This window comes from Parasphingorhabdus sp. (assembly GCF_039977335.1).
In the GTDB taxonomy this organism is placed as follows: Bacteria; Pseudomonadota; Alphaproteobacteria; order Sphingomonadales; family Sphingomonadaceae; genus Parasphingorhabdus.
On the sequence record NZ_JBDWDI010000001.1, the window covers coordinates 140,001 to 159,135 of the forward strand.

The 19,135-nt window shown below is 52.7% G+C and carries 11 protein-coding genes, 2 tRNA genes and 2 rRNA genes (1 of these 15 running past the window's edge); 11 read left to right on the forward strand and 4 right to left on the reverse strand.

Annotation, left to right across the window (positions count from 1 at the left end):
- From ABJM21_RS00670 to ABJM21_RS00690, 5 genes are all read left to right on the forward strand, one after another.
- Window positions 1-938: ribosomal RNA gene (locus tag ABJM21_RS00670) — 23S ribosomal RNA — on the forward strand; it begins 1,859 nt to the left of the window's first position.
- Window positions 939-1,099: 161 nt separating this feature from the next.
- Window positions 1,100-1,214: ribosomal RNA gene (gene rrf / locus ABJM21_RS00675) — 5S ribosomal RNA — on the forward strand.
- Between the two features lie 133 nt (window positions 1,215-1,347).
- A tRNA-Met gene (locus ABJM21_RS00680) sits at window positions 1,348-1,424 on the forward strand.
- Between the two features lie 580 nt (window positions 1,425-2,004).
- Window positions 2,005-2,090, forward strand: a tRNA-Leu gene (locus ABJM21_RS00685).
- Between the two features lie 141 nt (window positions 2,091-2,231).
- The gene (locus tag ABJM21_RS00690; protein WP_348302644.1) at window positions 2,232-2,564 is read left to right on the forward strand and encodes a phage terminase small subunit P27 family; all 333 of its coding nucleotides are present in this window, start codon (window positions 2,232-2,234) and stop codon (window positions 2,562-2,564) included.
- Between the two features lie 48 nt (window positions 2,565-2,612).
- Here ABJM21_RS00690 and ABJM21_RS00695 read toward each other — a convergent pair whose 3' ends face one another.
- Complete coding sequence (locus ABJM21_RS00695; protein ID WP_348302642.1) at window positions 2,613-5,246, reverse strand: AAA family ATPase; 2,634 nt, start codon at window positions 5,244-5,246, stop codon at window positions 2,613-2,615.
- 264 nt (window positions 5,247-5,510) lie between these two features.
- Here ABJM21_RS00695 and ABJM21_RS00700 point away from each other — a divergent pair, with 264 nt between their 5' ends.
- The 4 genes from ABJM21_RS00700 to ABJM21_RS00715 all read left to right on the forward strand — a co-directional run bounded on the left by ABJM21_RS00700 (window position 5,511) and on the right by ABJM21_RS00715 (window position 12,188).
- The gene (locus tag ABJM21_RS00700; protein WP_348302641.1) at window positions 5,511-6,788 is read left to right on the forward strand and encodes a hypothetical protein; all 1,278 of its coding nucleotides are present in this window, start codon (window positions 5,511-5,513) and stop codon (window positions 6,786-6,788) included.
- Between the two features lie 301 nt (window positions 6,789-7,089).
- A complete protein-coding gene (locus tag ABJM21_RS00705) occupies window positions 7,090-9,276 on the forward strand; it encodes a VCBS repeat-containing protein (protein ID WP_348302640.1) in 2,187 nt (728 codons plus the stop codon).
- Between the two features lie 699 nt (window positions 9,277-9,975).
- On the forward strand, window positions 9,976-11,166 hold the full coding sequence (locus ABJM21_RS00710; protein ID WP_348302639.1) for a parallel beta-helix domain-containing protein: 1,191 nt from the start codon (window positions 9,976-9,978) through the stop codon (window positions 11,164-11,166).
- Window positions 11,166-12,188 (forward strand): SO2930 family diheme c-type cytochrome, encoded by a 1,023-nt coding sequence (locus ABJM21_RS00715; RefSeq protein WP_348302638.1) that lies wholly within the window; start codon window positions 11,166-11,168, stop codon window positions 12,186-12,188. Before ABJM21_RS00710 ends, ABJM21_RS00715 begins: the two co-directional genes overlap by 1 nt.
- Window positions 12,189-12,206: 18 nt before the next feature.
- Here ABJM21_RS00715 and ABJM21_RS00720 read toward each other — a convergent pair whose 3' ends face one another.
- The gene (locus ABJM21_RS00720; RefSeq protein ID WP_348302637.1) at window positions 12,207-12,635 is read right to left on the reverse strand and encodes a DUF2147 domain-containing protein; all 429 of its coding nucleotides are present in this window, start codon (window positions 12,633-12,635) and stop codon (window positions 12,207-12,209) included.
- Window positions 12,636-12,665: 30 nt separating this feature from the next.
- Window positions 12,666-13,976 (reverse strand): multidrug effflux MFS transporter, encoded by a 1,311-nt coding sequence (locus tag ABJM21_RS00725; RefSeq protein WP_348377219.1) that lies wholly within the window; start codon window positions 13,974-13,976, stop codon window positions 12,666-12,668.
- A 33-nt stretch (window positions 13,977-14,009) separates the two neighbouring features.
- On the opposite strand from ABJM21_RS00725, the gene ABJM21_RS00730 reads away from it, so the two are divergent.
- Both ABJM21_RS00730 and dinB read left to right on the forward strand, forming a co-directional pair.
- Window positions 14,010-15,593, forward strand: coding sequence for a hypothetical protein (locus ABJM21_RS00730; RefSeq protein WP_348302636.1), 1,584 nt, complete (start codon window positions 14,010-14,012; stop codon window positions 15,591-15,593).
- Window positions 15,590-16,699 (forward strand): DNA polymerase IV, encoded by a 1,110-nt coding sequence (gene dinB / locus ABJM21_RS00735; RefSeq protein ID WP_348302635.1) that lies wholly within the window; start codon window positions 15,590-15,592, stop codon window positions 16,697-16,699. The genes ABJM21_RS00730 and dinB overlap by 4 nt, the downstream gene beginning before the upstream one ends.
- Here the strand turns inward: dinB and ABJM21_RS00740 are convergent, their stop codons facing one another.
- Complete coding sequence (locus tag ABJM21_RS00740) at window positions 16,700-19,045, reverse strand: TonB-dependent receptor (protein ID WP_348302634.1); 2,346 nt, start codon at window positions 19,043-19,045, stop codon at window positions 16,700-16,702.
- Between the last annotated feature and the right edge of the window lie 90 nt (window positions 19,046-19,135).

Consider the following 19,135-nt stretch of genomic DNA (forward strand, 5'->3'; position numbering starts at 1 on the left):
CGGGTAAGTTCCGACCTGCACGAATGGCGTAACGACTTCCCCACTGTCTCCAGAATATGCTCAGCGAAATTGAATTCTCCGTGAAGATGCGGAGTACCCGCGGTTAGACGGAAAGACCCCGTGCACCTTTACTGCAGCTTCAGAGTGGCATTAGGAAAGAATTGTGTAGAATAGGTGGGAGGCTTTGAAACTTGGGCGCCAGTCCGAGTGGAGCCATAATGTGAAATACCACCCTATTGTTTTCTGGTGTCTAACCTAGATCCGTTATCCGGATCAGGGACCCTCTGTGGCGGGTAGTTTGACTGGGGCGGTCGCCTCCTAAAGAGTAACGGAGGCGCGCGATGGTGGGCTCAGGACGGTTGGAAACCGTCTGTTAGAGTGCAATGGCATAAGCCCGCCTGACTGCGAGACTGACAAGTCGAGCAGAGACGAAAGTCGGTCATAGTGATCCGGTGGTCCCTCGTGGAAGGGCCATCGCTCAACGGATAAAAGGTACGCCGGGGATAACAGGCTGATGATTCCCAAGAGCTCATATCGACGGAATCGTTTGGCACCTCGATGTCGGCTCATCACATCCTGGGGCTGGAGCAGGTCCCAAGGGTTTGGCTGTTCGCCAATTAAAGTGGTACGTGAGCTGGGTTCAGAACGTCGCGAGACAGTTTGGTCCCTATCTGCCGTGGGCGTCGATAATTGAAAGGAGTTGACCCTAGTACGAGAGGACCGGGTTGAACATACCTCTGGTGTACCAGTCATGCCGCCAGGCGTGCCGCTGGGTAGCTATGTATGGACGGGATAACCGCTGAAAGCATCTAAGCGGGAAGCCTCCCTTAAGATAAGTTATCATAGAGTCGTGGAAGACCACCACGTTGATAGGTTGGGTGTGGAAGCGCAGTAATGCGTGAAGCTAACCAATCCTAATTACTCAATTCGCGCTTGTAGAATCCCGCCATCAACAACAATGTTGGAAGACAATGTCGTTGATGCTGGACATTATAAGCTCAGCCCACGGTAATATGTGCATGGATTTAGACATGCATATCTTACCAACGATATATCGATTAAAAGACCCGTGATTACAGCTTATGCGCTTGCTTCATTGCTTGGTGGCCATAGCGTCTGTGCCCCACCCGATCCCATCTCGAACTCGGCCGTGAAACCAGATTGCGCCGATGGTACTTTGTCTTAAGGCATGGAAGAGTAGGTCGTCGCCAGGCATTGCAGCAGGCGCATCGAGATGTAGTCACGAGGAAATAACCCATTCACTTTTTCAAAAAGCGGCCTGTCCATTGATTGGGCCGGCCGCTTTTTTAGTTTTGGCAGCTGTTGAAATATGGCTTCCATTGGTAGCGCGGGATGGAGCAGTCCGGTAGCTCGTCAGGCTCATAACCTGAAGGTCGTAGGTTCAAATCCTACTCCCGCAACCAAAAAGACTAATAAAGTCAAAGCATTACAAGCCTCGCTGTTACCAGCGGGGCTTTTTCGTGTTTAGGCAGTAAGCAAATAGTAAGCAAGCGAATAAGTGTTGATGAGTATTTCTGAGTAAACACAACATGTTAAAGCTCTCTAGCAGTAAGCACTGGCGCAAGGCCCGACGCTATTTACATTTAGGAGCAGGAAGCACGCCATCACGAAAATGGATGTAAATCAGTATTTTACTGAATTAATCGGTTGGCAGGTCAGCTTCTTCGTGAGAAAAAGTAGGAACTTTCAGGTTGTTGGGTTGCTCGTCAGCCAGCTAGCCTCGCTACGTGAAGTTTGAAGTGCTCTCGGAATAGGGAGATCGTCCATTTATCACCGGATTAACTTAGGACGCATTGAGGTGAAGCATATTGGCTGGCGAATTCATATTTTTAAATCCGAAATCGAGAGATAGCAGCTCGATGGAAGCCAAGATTTGGCGAGTATCGCAGTGGGTCTGAGTCCTTTGGAAATTGGGCTTAAAAGAGCACCTGACGGGCATTGACAAGGGTCTTCAAATACCGCTAAGCGCATCGCCTACCCCGTGCCCAGATGGCGGAATTGGTAGACGCGCTAGCTTCAGGTGCTAGTATTCGCAAGGATGTGGAGGTTCGAGTCCTCTTCTGGCACCAGACATTTGATCTTTGATGTTTCCTAATATTAGCCAAAGAGGCTTTGAAGCCGCTCGAGACGTTGGAAGCTGAAGAACGCTCGAAACACAATGAGCGGTTAGCGATCTATAGAAAGTAGCTAAAAGAATATAAAATTCGGAGATCAGCAGCCGACATGGCGCAAAGAAAAAGCCGTGGAAGAAAACTAACAGGGATTCGCCATATCAATTGCTGAAGGCAATCGATGTGATGGTATTGAAACGATATGTCGTTGCCCAGTCCATCTATGACGACGCGAAGCAAGCACTCGAACATTTCAATCTGGTCATTCGTTATCCCGGTGGTGCTCCTGCCAACAATCCTTGGCTGGGTATATTGAACCGGCAAGCCGAAATTCTATTATGTTTGGATGCCGAATTTGGTTTTACGCCCAGCGCCAGGGTGAGGATCGGGTTCTTGGATAATCCTGACGACGACGATGATGAGGATTACTAGCGAATTCGCTCGTGACCTACTCGGGCGTTAAGTCGGCAATAACCTTCGCTACCGGCTAGCTTTTGCATGACAGGCTAAATCAGGATCTTGTTGCGCCTTCAACACAGCTCCGAGCCGGTTTTCAGCCCCAAGTTTCTGTAGCACAGACGAGACATGGTGCTCCACCGTTCGCGGCGATCTTGAAAGACGTTCGGCAATGTCGGCGTTACTTAACCCTTCGGTCATGAGGGCCAGCACCGATTGTTCCTTCGCGGTTAGCCCAAATGCATTGGCGCGTGCTGCTTTATAGGGTCCGCGCGAGATACGGATGGCATCACGCGGAATACCTCTCTGCGCGGCTAAGTTTACCAGCCGCGCAATGGCAGGTGTTGCGCCCTGCAACTGCAAAGTCGCTAGTGCATCAGAAATCCTTTCGGGATCATTTGTCAGTCCCAGACATATCGCCCCAAGATATTGGCTACCCAAGTCGTCAAAAACGTCTCCTGCCTGGTCCATAGAACCTCCCACTGCCAGCCGGAATGGGCGCGGCATGGTTGGCAGTTTGCCGGCTTCCTGCACGCCTGCCAACGTTGCCCAAAATGTGCATTCGGCCATACCCCATCGGCTGAACCTATTGTCTTTGATCTTAGCAAGCGCGCTCTGTGCTTCTTGGGCTTGGCGCTTGTCGCCAGATAGCCATGCTCGTTCAAGCAAAGCTATCAGAACGGGAATTTGATATTGAACCTCTCCGGTCAACAGCGCATCGGCGCGAGCCTGTTCCAGCGTCTTCAGCGCATTTGCATGTCCCAAACGCAATTGCGCTTTACCCTGCATGATAAGGGCAGGAAGTTGCATCAGCATGGTCTGGTCTGGTTGTGCCAAGACTGTGTCGGCAATCTCCCGCGCTTCTTGCAATCGGCCTTGTTCCAGCCGCAACTGTGCCTGCCGCCCGCGAAGATAGAAGGTCCAGGTATCGAGATCATGTTCGATATCGAACGCAATGCCTTGTTCAAGCACAGCCTCGGCTAAATCCAGTTTGCGCAAATCAACGGCATATTCCGATAGGTTAGTAAAAACCCGAGCGGCATCTTCGTGCAGATGGTTCTTAAGTGCGATACTTAAGCTCAGCTGCAAATCCTCGATACCGTCTTCCTGACCGAGAAACAGTCTCGCAGTGCCAATGTTGTTTAGCGCATGTACGCGAATTTCGGCGGATGCGTCAGTGTCTGCTGTTGCCAACGCCCGATACCCCCAGTCGATGGCTTCATCCATCCGGCTGTTCAACATCATCATTTGTGAACGCATTGAATAGGCCATCGCTAATTTTTGCACGTCATCCAATTGCTCGAACAACGAGATGGACTGATCAAGATAGCGATCCGCTTGTGCTACTTCGCCGCGATACCAATGGAGCCTTGAAAGCCTACGCAGGTTTTCTGCGACTTTATCGGGCCGCCCTATGGCGCGCCATAGGGTAAGTGCATGCCGACGCGCCTCGATCACTCGGTCATCAACCTTAAGCGCCAAACCGGCTTCATAAGCCCAATTTTCGTAAAGCTCCGCGGCCGCTTCTGCGCTCGCATCATCGACAAAATCCAGTGCTGCTCCGTAATAGGCTGCCGCCTCGCAATGTGCGCCGAGCCGTGCGGCCTTTTCTCCCGCCATTGGCGCATAACGGAGCACAGCTTGAGCATCCGCGGCGCCCTTTGCATGATGAACAATTTCACCCGCAGCAAATTTTTCCGGTTGTTCTAACATCAGCGCCAAGTGTTTTTGATGCAGGCTCAATAGTTCGTGGGAGGAACATCGTTGGCTAGTCGCGAGCCGGGCCAACTCATGCCGGAAGCGCAGGCGTCCATCGCTGTCACTTACAAGAATACCCAAGCTCAGTGATTGATCTAGCCACAGGTCGTAGTCTTCTATCCAGCGCCCATGGAGCAGCCGGTCAATGGGGACGGGGATTACACTAAGCGCTTCCAGAAAAGTCCGATGCTGTTCATCCAGCCGGGCCAGGCGGCTAGCCACGGCGTCTTGTACGGATTCCGGAACGCGAGTTTCTTCGGCATCATTGTCCGAGAGAATTTCTGTCACAAAAAAAGGGTTGCCGCCTGTTATCTGCAACAGTTTTTCGGCGTTCCGCTCACTATCGGTGGTCAATCTACGTACCGCATCAATGCTGAGTGGCGATAATTCAATCCGCTTGACCCAGTCCGACGGCAATTCACCCAAGACACGGCGGAGTGCATGGTCGCGATCAACCTCGTCATCGCGAAAAGAAATCACCAGTAGCACCGGGCAAAGAGCGATCCGGCGGCCCAGAAAGCGGATAAAGTCGAGTGTGCCGACATCTGCCCAATGCACATCCTCAATTATCAGGGCAGCAGGTGCATCCCGCTGTTGCAAGCGTGCAAAAAGTTGCGGGAACAGTTCCATTCCGCCTTGGTCGCCCCGACTCCCATTTTCACTGAGCAGCAGCGCTGCAATATCCTGCACCGGGCCAAGCGGGCGGGGGGTGAACAACGCGTCGCACATACCCCAGTAACATTCGCTTTGGCCGGCAAGTCTTGCTGCAAATTCGCGCAGTAGAGACGACTTTCCGATACCAGCCTCTCCACTGAGCGCGACTACATGGCCTACGCCGTGGACAATGTCGGCACCCAAATCAGCAAGAAGCTGCAGTTCAGTTTCACGCTCGAAAAGCATGGAAGCAGGATGGGCTTGTTTTTTGGCTTTGCCAATCAATTCTATGGGAAAATTAGGCAGGCGCTAACTCAAATTTGGGTACCAGCCCCGATGATTTCTGTTCCAGACAGCCTATTCTTCTCGTCAGCATCTCGATTAGCGTGGAGAATTCCGAATGTTTCACCGACCTACCTCGCGCACAGCGCGGTAGCTTTTCTATAACTTGAGATCGCATATCTAGCGGACTGTCCCAATCAGCAGATCGCGCAAGAAAAGGACTATTCCATGACCGATGCAATCCTCCGCAGCCGCCAGAGCGACCTCGACAGCCTCAGCAAACGTGCATTCAGCAATCATATCGCCACGTTGCGAAAACGGTACAGCGTGCCAGAGGAGGTAAAGATCAAGAAGGAAGCTTTTGAGTCAGTGGGCGATCTCGAAGACTTCATGGCCCATCACCACAGCGCTGAGATGCGTTCAGGTAAGCCCACCGCACTCACAAGTCGCAAGACTGGCATCACCCGAGCAACAGACGCCAAGGCCAAGAAGGCCATCGCCACGGCTCTCGCAAAAAAGAAGGCAGATCGCGATGCCCGGCGTCCCCGCCGCGCGGCGCCGTCAGCGCCAAAAGCGAGGAGCGGCCAACCACCTAAGGCTAGCAAATCTGCGTCGAAACCTTCGATCTCGAGTCTCATGACGCCCGGGATTTACAACGATAATCCTTGGCGGCACGTGGGCCTTAAGAGCTTCCCGCGCGAAATCGATCCCACTGTAACCAAGTTTCGGCGACAAAAACGCGGCGTAGGCAAATGTACTGGAAACAAGCTCAAAAGTGTCATGAGTGCTTATTCCAACGCTTATTATCTCGCCGAGAGCGCAAGGCAGGAGGTCTTGGCCATTCGCCAAAGCCTCGATGCCGAATTACTCTGGCACGCATCCTACAAATATGAAGAGGCCTCGCTTGCCCATTGGTTTGGTGCCGATTATAGCCCGCGCCAAATCAATCGTATGTTGACCAAGATCGAGGCCATTCTCACTGAATGGTCGCTGGCCTTTTGCGGTGGCTTTCGAGGGCTTCTGCCGGTGTGGATTCGCTGTAAGTCCAAAAACGGCGTCGGAGGGGGTCCTGCGCGGCATCTCGTGGCAAACACGATTGAGCTCTTCCCGCGCTATTTCGAAATGTCTCAGTATCGCCGCTGGATTACTATGCTGCATGAAATGGGCCACCGCAGCACGGCGCTACTTACCCCGCGCGACGAGCGACACGATCTTTGCGAGGGCGGCTGGAACCGTGCAAACAATATGTGTTACCGTAATCCGGGAGATGTGGATGAACCTAAAACAAACAACTTGTTTCTTGGCGACAACCCCAGGGAGCTCGCGATCGCTGCTACCGATGGTAATCTGAGCGCGCGTAAAACCGCACTCAACAATATCGACAATTACGTTTGTTATATGTGGAACCGTCACCGGGATCATAAAGTCAACATGCTCTATATTCTGCCACCAGGTACCAAGGCGCCGAGACTCTCCCCGGGAGAGCGTACGGCACCGAGCCGATAGTCCTAGATGGTTCAAGTTTAATGAAAAAGTGACTAAAGGGTACTTTTCCGGAGGACCAAAAATCGTATCTCTTAGCTAAACTACGAACCTGAAAGTTTTTCGCTACTAAACAGTTATTTATACAACCATCTCGAGGATCGTCTGTTTTATCCTATAAACTAATCGCAGTTCGGTATCTGCTAATCATCAATCCAATATAGTCAGGAAGGTGCTGATTATCTGAAGGGTTAAAAATATCCGGGTCGTTCATTGAAAGAGCTTGTTCAAAACAAGCCATGCTTAAAGTGAACTGGAATTAGCCATGAAAAAGATTTTGTACTTTGCCGTAATGTTGGCTGCGATGCCTTCGACCAATGCGTTGGCGAGCTATGGTGGGAGCCGAGTTGATCAACAGCGCTGTTCTGCTGGCCAAGCTCGCGCTATAAGAGATTTAGCGTTTATGAAAAGGATTGCATCTGCATCCCCCAGTTATCCAGCTAAGTTAAGCCAATATGTCCGCGAGAGATACGAGCCTCGAGACATCCGGTTACGAAATGAGCCATACAAAAACAGCACTCGGGTTGTTCAAACTCAAAAAGCTCTAGAGGTCGCTCGGAGTAGCAATTTTCTGGAAATCAATTGTCGGAAAATTTTGGCAGGCGGGAATGGTCGAGCATATGACCGCATTGGCGGAGGTTTTGAAACCGACGATCGGAAGAAATACTTCCGCGAAGAAATTCAAATCGACAACGAAGATTTGAGTGATCAGTTTGAAACAAGTGCTGCTGCGCGGACGACCTATTTAAGGCGCATGGGTACTATTCATCATGAAATTTATCACAACTGGAGTTACGATCACAAACCACACGGTAATGATGATTACAATAGCAGCATGAACCAGGTCGCGAGGCATGCGCTGCAAGACTCATTTAGTCAAAAATGGATCCGACCCGCTGACGCTCCTGATGGCAGTTGCAGCCGCCTATGGCGGTGCAGAAATCAGGGCTACCTGTTGATGCGTGACTCGCAAGACCAGAATTATTTGGCTTTTGATCCGGCGCGGCGAGGGTTTGGGTTGTTGGGTTTCAACTACACCGATGGATCCTTGCTACTAAAGAATGACTTGGTTCTGAGAGATGCCGCACTCATGGGTGAAAGTGTTCGGTTTGGCTATTCAGCGGGAGTTACGCCCCCGAGCCCAGTGCCAAACTGGCAACCAGCTCGGCAAGATGTAGTTGTCGCAACCAGTGAGAAAAATACACTGAGCAGCCGGTTGCCAAGCCTCAACGAGTTTTTCGTCAGAACTGGAAACGGTTACAGGGTTATAAAATGGTCTGGCCGTGCCAACGCACCAAATTTTAAGACAAGGCTTCAAATCCCGTTTGATACTGTACTGAATACTCGTGGAGGCGTCAGTTCAGGATGGCGGCTGCGGCGCAATACAGAGTTCCTGGGATATGATCAAACCGGACGAAACCGTGTTTTCGTATCGAATTCAGAAAACGAGATTGTCGTACTCAGGCCCTTGAATGATGAAGTTCAGTTCGCCCTGAGAATAGCGTCGGGTACTCGCCTGCCACTGCACAATGACCGTTCTCGTTCGGTCTTTATCGACGGCCGGTTACGGTTTTTGGGCCAGGCAAACTTTACCGGCCGGGGTTCTCAAGATATTCTTATCGGCACAGAAAGTAAGCTGGTCCTACTTCGCCAAAGCGGAACTGGATATACCGTGCTGGCATCAACCGTCGAAGAAGCATGGTCGGGTCCCAGTCGTTTTGATCGGGATATGCAGCAGAAGAGACCGTCAATGGCCGGCGACTTTGATGGTGACGGGCGGGATGAAATTTTGTTGTTCAATGATAGTGGGCTGCGCATATTAAAGTTTGACGCAGCAGATCAAACGTTCAGGCGAATAGATCAATTCGGTTTCGGGCAAACGAGTGGAGATTGGACGTTTGATAACTCTTACTCGGCAATCAAATTTGGCGAGTATTCAAACTTCAATGACCGCGAAGCAGTGCTGTTTTTTGGCGACGGTATTATGCGTCTGGTCTTTTTTCGGGCCAACGGTCAAGATCCTTCAGTATTTGCTAGATTTGGTACTCAAGTCGAACCAAGAACAGGTATCCGGGGGACTTTAGGCAGGTTAAGAAACCGGCCTTCATTCGCTGGGAGAACCGCCCACAACCGGAGGTTCTGGAGATACATACCGTCTATCGATGAACCGGTATTGGTTGCTGATATGACGGGCAACGGTTTTAGTGAAATTGTTATGCAACGAAACTCTGGTTCAGGCAGTATCGCGGGTCTTGGTATCTTGCAGCTAACCGGTGATAGAAGTTTTTCGATGCGTGATTATCGCTATACGGGCTGTTTCGAAACAGAAGCTTGCCACGAAGGACTATTCGGTCATTGGCTACTGCGAAAAAATGATCAACCGATCGGTTTCTTGAACGACAACGAAACCGGAAATGCTTTGCTATTGATGCAAAACGGACCGGCAAGTTAAGGCTAGTCCTTCGAGCACCTTACGACGAGAACTACAGGCCTAGTTCTGACTTTTGGGTTCAAAGCAGACAGGAACGTTGTGGCTGTAATATCCCGAAAGCGGACATTAGCTAATTATCAAAAGGAGCGTTTCAGAACGGCTCGGTTTTGCCTAGATTATCTCTGGGCTTCAATCCGGTTCAAAATGAAACGGTGAACGACAATCCAAAAAAATTGAACATCACCAAGACCAAAACTGTTGTAATGAATTCAGCCCATCCTTCAAAATCATTGAATTTTTCGTTCAAAAAGAAGGACAGAATAGTGACTGGAACCAAAATTATTGAAATACAAAACACTGTATTTCTAGCTAGCCGACAAAGCTGTTCCTGAACTCGGAGAGATATTGTCGAAGAGCGCTTTCGCATTAAAATTGCCTATCATCCAAATCAGAACACAGCAAAGACACTTGATTTCTAACGTCCGCTTTTGAGCCCAAAGCGGACCCTGACTTAGTTGGACGGGAATTTTTTGGCCGCCGCTGGGCTGCTGGGCACTTGATCCGGATTCCTCGGATATCGTCTCGCCTTCTCATCTGGACTCCATATCAAGTGTGCAGCACAGCCTGCCCTTTTCACCCTCACTTACTAACATGCCTGTCAATGCTCTTGGCAAGGGATCAAAATTGCGTCATTATTGCTCGCAATTGGGAGAGAGAAATATGATCCGGACTTTACTAGCCGCCACCGCTTTGTGCTGTTCTATACCTGCCGCGGCGAAAACAATCACTATAGAAGCTGGAGCGGATGCGCAGGAACGGCTGCAGGAAGCGTTGATTTTGGCGGAGCCCGGTGATGTGGTTGCATTGGGTGCAGGTAAATTTGAGCTGACTGATGGACTTTCTCTGGACGTCGATAAGGTGACCGTTCGCGGTGCCGGAATGGATAAGAGCATCCTCAGCTTTGCCGGACAGCTCGGAGCGGGTGAAGGCTTGCTGGTGACGTCCGACGATGTTGTACTCCGCGATTTTGCGGTTGAGGATAGCAAAGGCGACGGGATCAAATCCAAGGGTGCAGACCGGATTGTCTATCATGCCATCCGTGTCGAATGGACGGGCGGGCCTAAGGCCAGTAACGGCGCTTATGGCATCTATCCTGTCGAGGCGAGTGATGTGTTGGTTCAGGACAGTATCGTACGCGGTGCATCGGATGCGGGCATCTATGTCGGCCAGTCGAAAAATATCATTGTTCGGCGCAACACGGCGATCGAAAATGTTGCTGGGATCGAGATTGAGAATAGCTTTGATGCTGAGGTGACCGAAAATCTGGTGACCGAGAATACCGGCGGCATATTGGTGTTTGATCTACCGAACCTGCCGCAAATGGGCGGTCATAATGTGCTGGTCGCGCGCAACGCTATCATCAACAATAATACCGATAATTTTGCACCCGAAGGCAATATTGTCGCCAGTGTTCCGGCTGGAACCGGCGTGATGGTCATGGCCAATCGCAATGTGCAGGTCATCGAAAACGCGATGATCAACAACGGCACGACCAATGTGATGGTGGTGGCCTATACGCAGAAATTTGATGATGCCAATTATGACCCAACACCGCGCGAGGTTTATATCGCCGATAACGTCTATGGCCGTGCCGGTTTTGCTCCGGACTTTGATGGCGGTAAGCAGTTGGCGGCGGCATTTGGCGGTGCGCTCCCCGCGATTGTATATGATGGTCTCGGCAAAGGCCTGATCGTCAATGACGCGGTTGCAATCCTCAATCTTGGTCTGACGACAGTTGGTCAGGCACCTACGGAAGCCAAGCCATCGCTCGATACAGAACGCGGTGCGGGAGAAACCGTCGCATTGTCTCCGATCGTCTTGCCCGCTTCGATGGAGGCAGCCCTTAAATAATGCGCACCTTCTTCGCTGCCATTACTCTTTGTGTTGCCGGTTTTGCGGTCAGCGCCGCGCCGACTGCGCCTATAGCGCCGGTTGCCGATGCTGTGATTACATCAAAGGGTATGCCTAAAAAACTGTCTGATTTCGGTTTTTTTACCGATGCTGCTGGCTGGAAACCCAATAAGGGTGTCGAGCTCTATCAGCTCAACAGCGCATTGTTCACCGACTATGCCGAGAAATATCGCTATATCTATATCCCCGCAGGGCAGCAGGCGGTGGCCGATGGTGACGGCCTGCTTCAGTTCCCGGTCGGTTCCGCTTTGATCAAAAGTTTTGGCTATAAAATTGATGGTAAAGATCGGCTACTCGAAACCCGTCTGCTGCTACACCGCGCCGATGGCTGGATTGCTTTGCCCTATGTCTGGAATGCCGAGCAGACCGAAGCGACACTGAAGGTTGCGGGGAAGCGGATTCCGGTAAGCTTCACAGATCCGTCCGGGAATAAGCGCGACATCAGCTACGCCGTGCCAAATAAGAACCAGTGCAAAGAATGTCATTCGCTATCCGGCGCTGTGATGCCCATTGGTCCGAAATCACGCAATCTGGCGCATGATACGCTCGATATGCTGCTCAGCAATGCGATGTTGGAGCAAAAATCTGGTTATCACCCGCCCATTGCCAATTATGATGACGAAGCCATGCCGCTGGAAAGCCGGGCCCGCGCCTATCTCGATATTAACTGCGCCCATTGTCATAACCGGCAAGGTTCAGCGAGCAACAGCGGCCTGTTCCTGACTTATGAAGAAGAATCTCCGGTCCATGTAGGTGTCGGCAAACGCCCGGTCGCGGCTGGACGTGGCAGCGGCGGCTTCGAATTTGCGATTGCGCCCGGACAGCCTGATCAGAGCATTATGATGCACCGGCTCAAAAGCCTGGAACCCGGCGTGGCGATGCCGGAAGTCGGCAGGTCGTTAGTGCATGAAGAAGGTGCAGCGCTGCTGAGCGAATGGATCGCAGCGATGGAGAAGGATTAAGGTAAACTACAAAACCACCTATTTCGCCCGGGTCCAATTCTGGCCCTGACAGAAGAAGGCAATACAGCCTTTCATCTTCAATTTCGTCGGCGACGTCAGACTAACTTCTGAACGATAGGTCTTCCCGGTCTTCGGGTCGTAGACCTTTCCGCGCCAGATTTTACCATCCGGTTTGAAACCAGTCAGAATCGCCATGCCCAAAAGCTTGCGATTGCGTAGTTTCTTATTGGGGTTTTCGATGTCTTTCTGGTTCACACCATTGGGCGGTGTCACAAGATATTTGTGAATGCGTCCGCACACCGTATTGCCGCATTTTCCGATTTTGATAATCGCATCGCGATCCTGCGTTACCCAATTGCCGTTAATCGAGTCAGCGGCCAGCGCTGGTGCTGCCATCAATAGACCGCCCATCAACATGGTGGCTTTTGCGATCTGAAACTGATTCATATGGTCGTGCCTCATTTATTCCTAAGATATCTATTCTTTCGGCGATAATGGCTCTTTGGTTACAACTGTCTGAACACGCCGGAAAAGAACGCCCTGTTCTGCCCATAAAATAAACAGAAACGAAGCGATCCCGCAAAAGAAAAATCCGATCACCAGCGGCAGAGTGGTACCATCAAATTGCAGGCCGATAGCGCCGCCAATTGCTGCCGATATCAGGGTCCGGGTGAAATTCTGAAACGACGAAGCAACGCCGGCTGTTTTCCCGAAAGGTTGCATGGCGATGGAGCTGAAATTGGCGCCGGTAAAGCCGACCATGCTCATGGACGCTGCAAGCAATATGACAAAAACTGGCAGGGATAGCCATCCTGCCAACGATATGCCCAGATGGATAATCGCGATGAAGATGAAGAATAGTAGCGCCGCCTGCGACACACGGCGCGCCCCAAATCGCATCACGATCCGGCTGTTGATGAAATTGCCGAAAGCCATAGCCATGGCATTAACCGCAAAGATGAAAACGAAGATATCGGCAGCATCAAAAGTGTCAGAGAATATCTGCTGCGCCGATGCGATAAACGCGAATAGCGGCGCCATCATCAGGCCGCTGGCAAGGACATGACCGACGGCGTTGCGGTGCAGTGTGACGCCGATCCAAGCGCTGGTTACGGAGGACATATTGATCGGTGTTTTGTCTTCCGGGTTAAGCGTTTCAGGTAAGCGGATCAGCACCCATATCAGCGCCAGCGCTCCAAAGGCCGACAGGACGATGAAAATTACCTGCCATGGTGCAAAGACCAGCACGAGTTGACCCAGCATCGGTGCCATCACCGGAACCACCATGAATACCATCATGATTGTCGACATGGTGCGGGCCATTGCATCGCCTTCATAGCGATCACGAATGATGCTGTTGGCAAGGACGCCCATGGCGGAGGCGGCCAGACCCTGAACGAAACGTGCGCCGAGCAGGAGGTCGTAATTCTCACTGAACGCGCACAGGACACCAAAGCCAACATAAATGGCGATCGTCACCAAAAGCACAGGCTTCCGGCCATAGCGATCGGCCAGCGAGCCATAGAGGATCGAGCCAATTGCCATGCCATAGATATAGGATGTGACGATCCATTGCCGGTCATTCTCGCCGGTCAGACCGAAATCATCCGAAATCAGTCCGAGCGCGGGCAGCATGATGTCTATCGCCAGCGCGTTGAGCGACATCAGGCTGGCCATCATGAAGATCAGCTCAAGGCGACCGATGGGAAAAGGAAGGGACTTGTTACTCACTGGCGGGCTATGGCAACTAATATTCATCGTGGCTATAGGTGAAAATGCTATGGTCATTGGCTGGCGTACAAACAGGGAGTTTTCGGGATCGTGAAGAACGGGAAGATGTTGCTTTTGGGCATGATATTGGCACTGTCGTTCATGACCAACCCTGTCGCTGCACAATTACCAACGCCGCCGGTACCGGGCTGCCAATATGCCTATGGCAATATCTATGGCACCGCCGATGGCGCGGCCGCAGGCGAAGCGATGAAAACCTATGACGGCACGAAAATCAGATCGCCTGAGCAGCTCGCTGGCTATTCCAAGGCCGCTGGCGACAAGACCATCCTGATCGAGGGTGGCAATTTTTCTGGCTGGGATTTCACAGGCGTTGAATTGTCCAACATCTGTTTTGTGGAAAGTGATCTCCGCCGCACGGACTGGACCGGGGTAAAGGCGCCCGGCGTTGGTTTCATCAAATCAAATTTGGACGCCGCTGGAATGATCGGCGCAAGAATGCAGGATATCCTGATCCGCAGCAGCATCTTTTCCCGAGTCGATGCCAAAGCCGTTGATTGGAGCAGCGGCAAACTGGATGGCGGCTGGGATGGCGATGTCGAGGGATTGAAACTGGACGGCGCGAACTTGACCGGTTTCAAATTTGATTGCGGGATTACGGTTAGCGATGGCTGTCCGATAGCGCGCAATGGCATTAGTGCGCAGGTCACAAATCTCGCCTTTGCCGATTGGAGCAGCTTTGGCTTTTACGATGCCAATCTGACCGGCGTGGTGTTGAACCAGACAATCATAAGCCCCCGCCAATTGACCCAATTTCAGGATGCTTACCTGATGGGGCCGGTTTTTATATCCGGCGGCGATGAGAAGGTCATGGTGCTTCCCGAAACTTGGGCGGTGCTGATGGCGTCAGCGCTGGCAGCACAGGAAAATGACGCGCCGTCCTTTGATTGCGGCAGGGCGAGGACCGATGTCGAGAAGGAAATCTGCGGCGAATATAACAGCGCCATGCGCTTCTATGACCGGCAAGTTTCTGCGCTTTACAAAGAGGTGCTCAAACGGGATCGCACCGTGAAGGCCAGTCAGAAAGCCTGGCTGAAACGGCGGGATGCTTGCGGACTGGAACAATATCCAACCGATTGTTTGCGCCGCACCTATGATCAGCGTGTCGGTCATTTGATCGGGCTTCTGGGAGAACCGGATTGGGTTAAGCCCGGTGAAGAAGCCTTGTTTTTGGAAGATGTTCTCCCGCTCACCGATGACATCAAACAGTCGCTAAGCTACGCGCAACTGACGCCAATATTGGCAGGTGAGGCGCGTGCGAGCCTGTTTGTAAAACGCAGCATGGACGGCAGTCTGGAGGCCTATGGCGACGCGATTGGTGCTAATGCTCATATTTGCGGGTTGAATGCAGAAGGGCTGCGCTTTGATGCTGCCACCGGCTGGTACAGCATCAAGCAAGAAAAAGACGGTGTGACCCGCAATTTTCCGGTAATGCGCTATCATGACGGGCGCGTGGAAATCTATAAAAGTGGACAGTTGCGCGGTGATGAGGATGGTCCGATGACGGACTATGTCAGCTGCGGCGCGCGGGCGAGTTTTCCGCCCATGGTTCGGATGGCGGTGCCTGAGGCGGTGATGGAACGCTATCGCGAGGCGGCCGAAGAGGAACGATGACGGAACGGCTCGGCATCCGCAAAATCATCCATATCGATATGGATGCGTTTTTTGCCAGTGTCGAACAGCGCGACCATCCCGAACTCCGTGGCAAGCCTGTTGCGGTCGGCGGGTCAGCAGCACGCGGCGTTGTTGCGGCGGCAAGCTATGAAGCACGGCAATTTGGCGTGCGTTCCGCCATGCCATCGGTCACCGCGAAACGGCGTTGCCCCGATCTGATTTTTGTCAAACACCGCTTTGATGTCTATCGCGAAGTGTCACAACAAATCCGCGCGATATTCCGCAGCCATAGCGATCTCGTCGAACCGCTCTCGCTTGACGAAGCCTATATCGACGTGACGCAAGACAAGATGGGAATAGGCAATGCGACCCGGATTGCCGAGATGATCCGCGCAGAGATCAAGAAGCAAACCCGGCTCACGGCCAGCGCGGGGGTAAGCTACAACAAGTTTATTGCCAAGATCGCATCCGACCAGAACAAGCCGGACGGGATTTGCGTCATCAAACCGCATCAGGGCGCAGATTTTGTTGCGCAATTGCCGGTGCGACGGTTCTTCGGGGTTGGTCCTAAGACAGCCGAGCGTATGGCCAAGCTCGACATCCACACAGGCGCGGATTTGCGAGCACAGTCAGAGGACTTTCTCCGCCAGCATTTTGGCAAATCGGCCGGCTATCTGTTCCGTGCTTCTCGCGGTGTCGATCACCGAGAGGTCAAACCAAATCGTATCCGCAAATCGGTGGGCGGCGAACGGACCTATGGCAGCGATCTGGTCAGCGACACGGATCTCGAAGACGCGATGGAGAAGATTATCGATATCGTCTGGAACAGCATCGAGAAATCTGGCGCGCGCGGGCGGACGGTGACGTTCAAGGCGAAATATGCGGACTTCCGTCAGATTACCCGGTCGAAATCACTGGAACGCAATGTCGAGGGCAAAGCGGAATTTGCCGATATCGGCCGCGAGTTGCTCGCTAGCATCATGCCGGTGGAAAATGGCGTGCGGCTATTGGGCCTGACGCTGGCCAATCTCGAAGGGGTCGAAGAGGCGGAAAAGATATCCGCCTCTCATGACGATGATTCAGAGCAATCAGCGTTTAACTTCTGACTAGAATTTGAACCCGGCCTCAATGCCCCAGATGCGCGGTTCGTTGACGAAGCCGGTTAGGTTGTTGAAGTCGATCGCGCCGACGGCGGATTGGTCATTGGTCAGGTTGCGGACGAAACCAGCAACGTCAAAGCTGTCGGTTTTGTAACCGATGCGCAGACCGCCTTCGAGCTGACCGCCATCCTGGAATTCAACTGATTCATAGAGGAAGAAGTTGATTTTCGAGCGGTAAGACCAGTCGGTAAAGGCATAGACTTCGCCGGAACCAACGGGGATACTGTAAGCTGCAGTCCAGTTAGCAATCCAGCGCGGGCTCTGCGGCAAGCTGTTGCCGTCGATATTCACGATAGCGGCCGAGAATGGAGCGGCTGGAGTCACTATTGGGTCAAGCAAAGTACAGAGTGATACATCCGGGAAGGTGTCCACCCGGGTCGCACCGCAAGCTGCAGTAGTTAGACCGTCATCCTGTATCTTGGTATTGTTGTAGCTCAGGCCAGCGGTCAGCAACAGCGCCGGTACGGGCTTGAACTCCATGTCCAGTTCCAGACCATAGCCGCGAACATTATCCGCGTTTATCAAGCGGTTAGCGTTAACTCCGCCACCAACAGCGGTCAGCTGCGCGTCGTTGAGATTATACAGGAAACCGTTGAGGTTGATCCGGCCGCGACCGTCGAGGACCGTCGCCTTGATACCGGCTTCATAGGACTGGCTGGTTTCGGAATCGCCAACCGTAACGCCGTCTTCGAGCGGGGTTGCGGTCGCTGGCGGGAACAGGATGCGGCCCTGAATGCTCGGCGCGCGATAGCCTTTGGCGACGCGGGCATAGAGGTTGATATCATCGGTCGCGGCATAGGTAATGCTCGCGTCCCACGTAACATTGTCATCTTCAACCGAACGGGTAACCGTGCCCAGCGGGTTTTGCAGGAAGGTCGGGAATTGCGTATCCTGAGACCGCACCACGCTATAGTCGCGCTCATCATTATTATAGCGCAAGCCACCAGAGAGGGTTAGTTGATCGGTAATGTCATAGCTTACCGCACCAAAAATACCGAAAGCTTCACTGTCCTGGCGCTGGCGCACAAAGATGTTCACGCCGCCCGGTGCATTGAGCGGATCACCAAGGGTCGAGTAGTTTTCACTGTCGATGCGCAGCTTTTCCTTGAAGTAGAAAACACCGCCCTGATAGCTGAACGGGCCGTCATTGTTGCTTTCCAGCCGCACTTCTTGCGTGAACTGGGTCAGGAATGGCACGCTGTCGCGCGTTTCCGCTGTGAACGGGATATTACCCGGGCCGAATAGCGCGGGTGGCAGGAAGTTTGCGCCAAAGCCGCCATCGACATCGCCAACGGAGCTGGCATCGCCGCCCCAGAAGCTGGTGACAGAGATAAGCGATACGGGCCCCAGATCATGGGAATAGCGCGCTGCGATATTGTAAGTTTCGACGTCCTGCTCATTCTGGCCGTCGGTCGCCACTTCATCGCGCTCGAAATCATCATTGATGCCGGATTGACCGCGGGTGAAGATATTGGCGCGGAACACACGGGCTGTGCCTTCGAGTTCGCGATATTGACCAGTGAGCAACAGTTCTTGCTCGTCGCTAGGCGTGAACAACAGCTGCGCGCGTACGGCAAATTCGTCATAGCCTTCAAAGGCGTTATTTTCCGGTGCGGATGGGTTGGTGTTGTCGACCCAATCGTCCTGACGCTGGTACAGCGCAGAAATGCGCGCGGACAGAACATTGTCGACCAGCGGCACGGTGACAGCACCTTGCGCATTGACGGCATTGAACCGGCCATAGCTGATCTTGCCATAGCCGTTGAGGTCGTTTGTTGGCTTGACCGAGTCAAACTTCACGATGCCTGCCGGTGTGTTGCGGCCAAAGAGCGTACCTTGTGGTCCGCGCAAAACTTCCACGCGGTCGAGATCGAAAACCGGAAAACCTTTGAGGATCGGGTTTTCGAGAACCACGTCATCATAGACCAGGCTAACCGGCTGGGCTGCGTTAAAGTCAAAATCGGTATTGCCGAGACCGCGAATATAAAAGCGCGGGAAGGTACGGCCGAAAGAGGATTCAACCACCAAGCTTGGCACGCGCGCAGAAAGGGCGCGAACGTCCTGACCACCGGCACCGATCGCGTTCAGCTTGTCATCGCTCAATGTAGAGATGGAGAGCGGCACATCCTGCAAGTTTTCTTCGCGCCGCTGTGCGGTCACGACGATCGTTCCAAGCTGATCATCGTCAGCCCCGGTTTCATCCTGTGCGAGAACGGATTGTGAGAGGCCGCCTGCGAGTAGAGCTCCAGCAAGGGCGAAACGAGAAATGGCAGATACAGATATGCGGCGCATGACGATGATCTCCGGCAATGGCGTTGGTATAGGACTCGGAGAGGTTCCCTGTTCTCCGTGCCGCAACCCCTGACCATCCGGTGGTCCCGG

Excerpts from the sequence above, each read along its gene's own strand:
- ABJM21_RS00700 (WP_348302641.1), top strand. The coding sequence starts at position 5,511 with ATGACCGATGCAATCCTCCGCAGCCGCCAGAGCGACCTCGACAGCCTC.
- ABJM21_RS00710 (WP_348302639.1), top strand. The coding sequence starts at position 9,976 with ATGATCCGGACTTTACTAGCCGCCACCGCTTTGTGCTGTTCTATACCT.
- ABJM21_RS00705 (WP_348302640.1), top strand. The coding sequence starts at position 7,090 with ATGAAAAAGATTTTGTACTTTGCCGTAATGTTGGCTGCGATGCCTTCG.
- ABJM21_RS00695 (WP_348302642.1), bottom strand. The coding sequence starts at position 5,246 with ATGCTTTTCGAGCGTGAAACTGAACTGCAGCTTCTTGCTGATTTGGGT.
- ABJM21_RS00725 (WP_348377219.1), bottom strand. The coding sequence starts at position 13,976 with ATGACCATAGCATTTTCACCTATAGCCACGATGAATATTAGTTGCCAT.
- dinB (WP_348302635.1), top strand. The coding sequence starts at position 15,590 with ATGACGGAACGGCTCGGCATCCGCAAAATCATCCATATCGATATGGAT.
- ABJM21_RS00715 (WP_348302638.1), top strand. The coding sequence starts at position 11,166 with ATGCGCACCTTCTTCGCTGCCATTACTCTTTGTGTTGCCGGTTTTGCG.
- ABJM21_RS00740 (WP_348302634.1), bottom strand. The coding sequence starts at position 19,045 with ATGCGCCGCATATCTGTATCTGCCATTTCTCGTTTCGCCCTTGCTGGA.
- ABJM21_RS00720 (WP_348302637.1), bottom strand. The coding sequence starts at position 12,635 with ATGAATCAGTTTCAGATCGCAAAAGCCACCATGTTGATGGGCGGTCTA.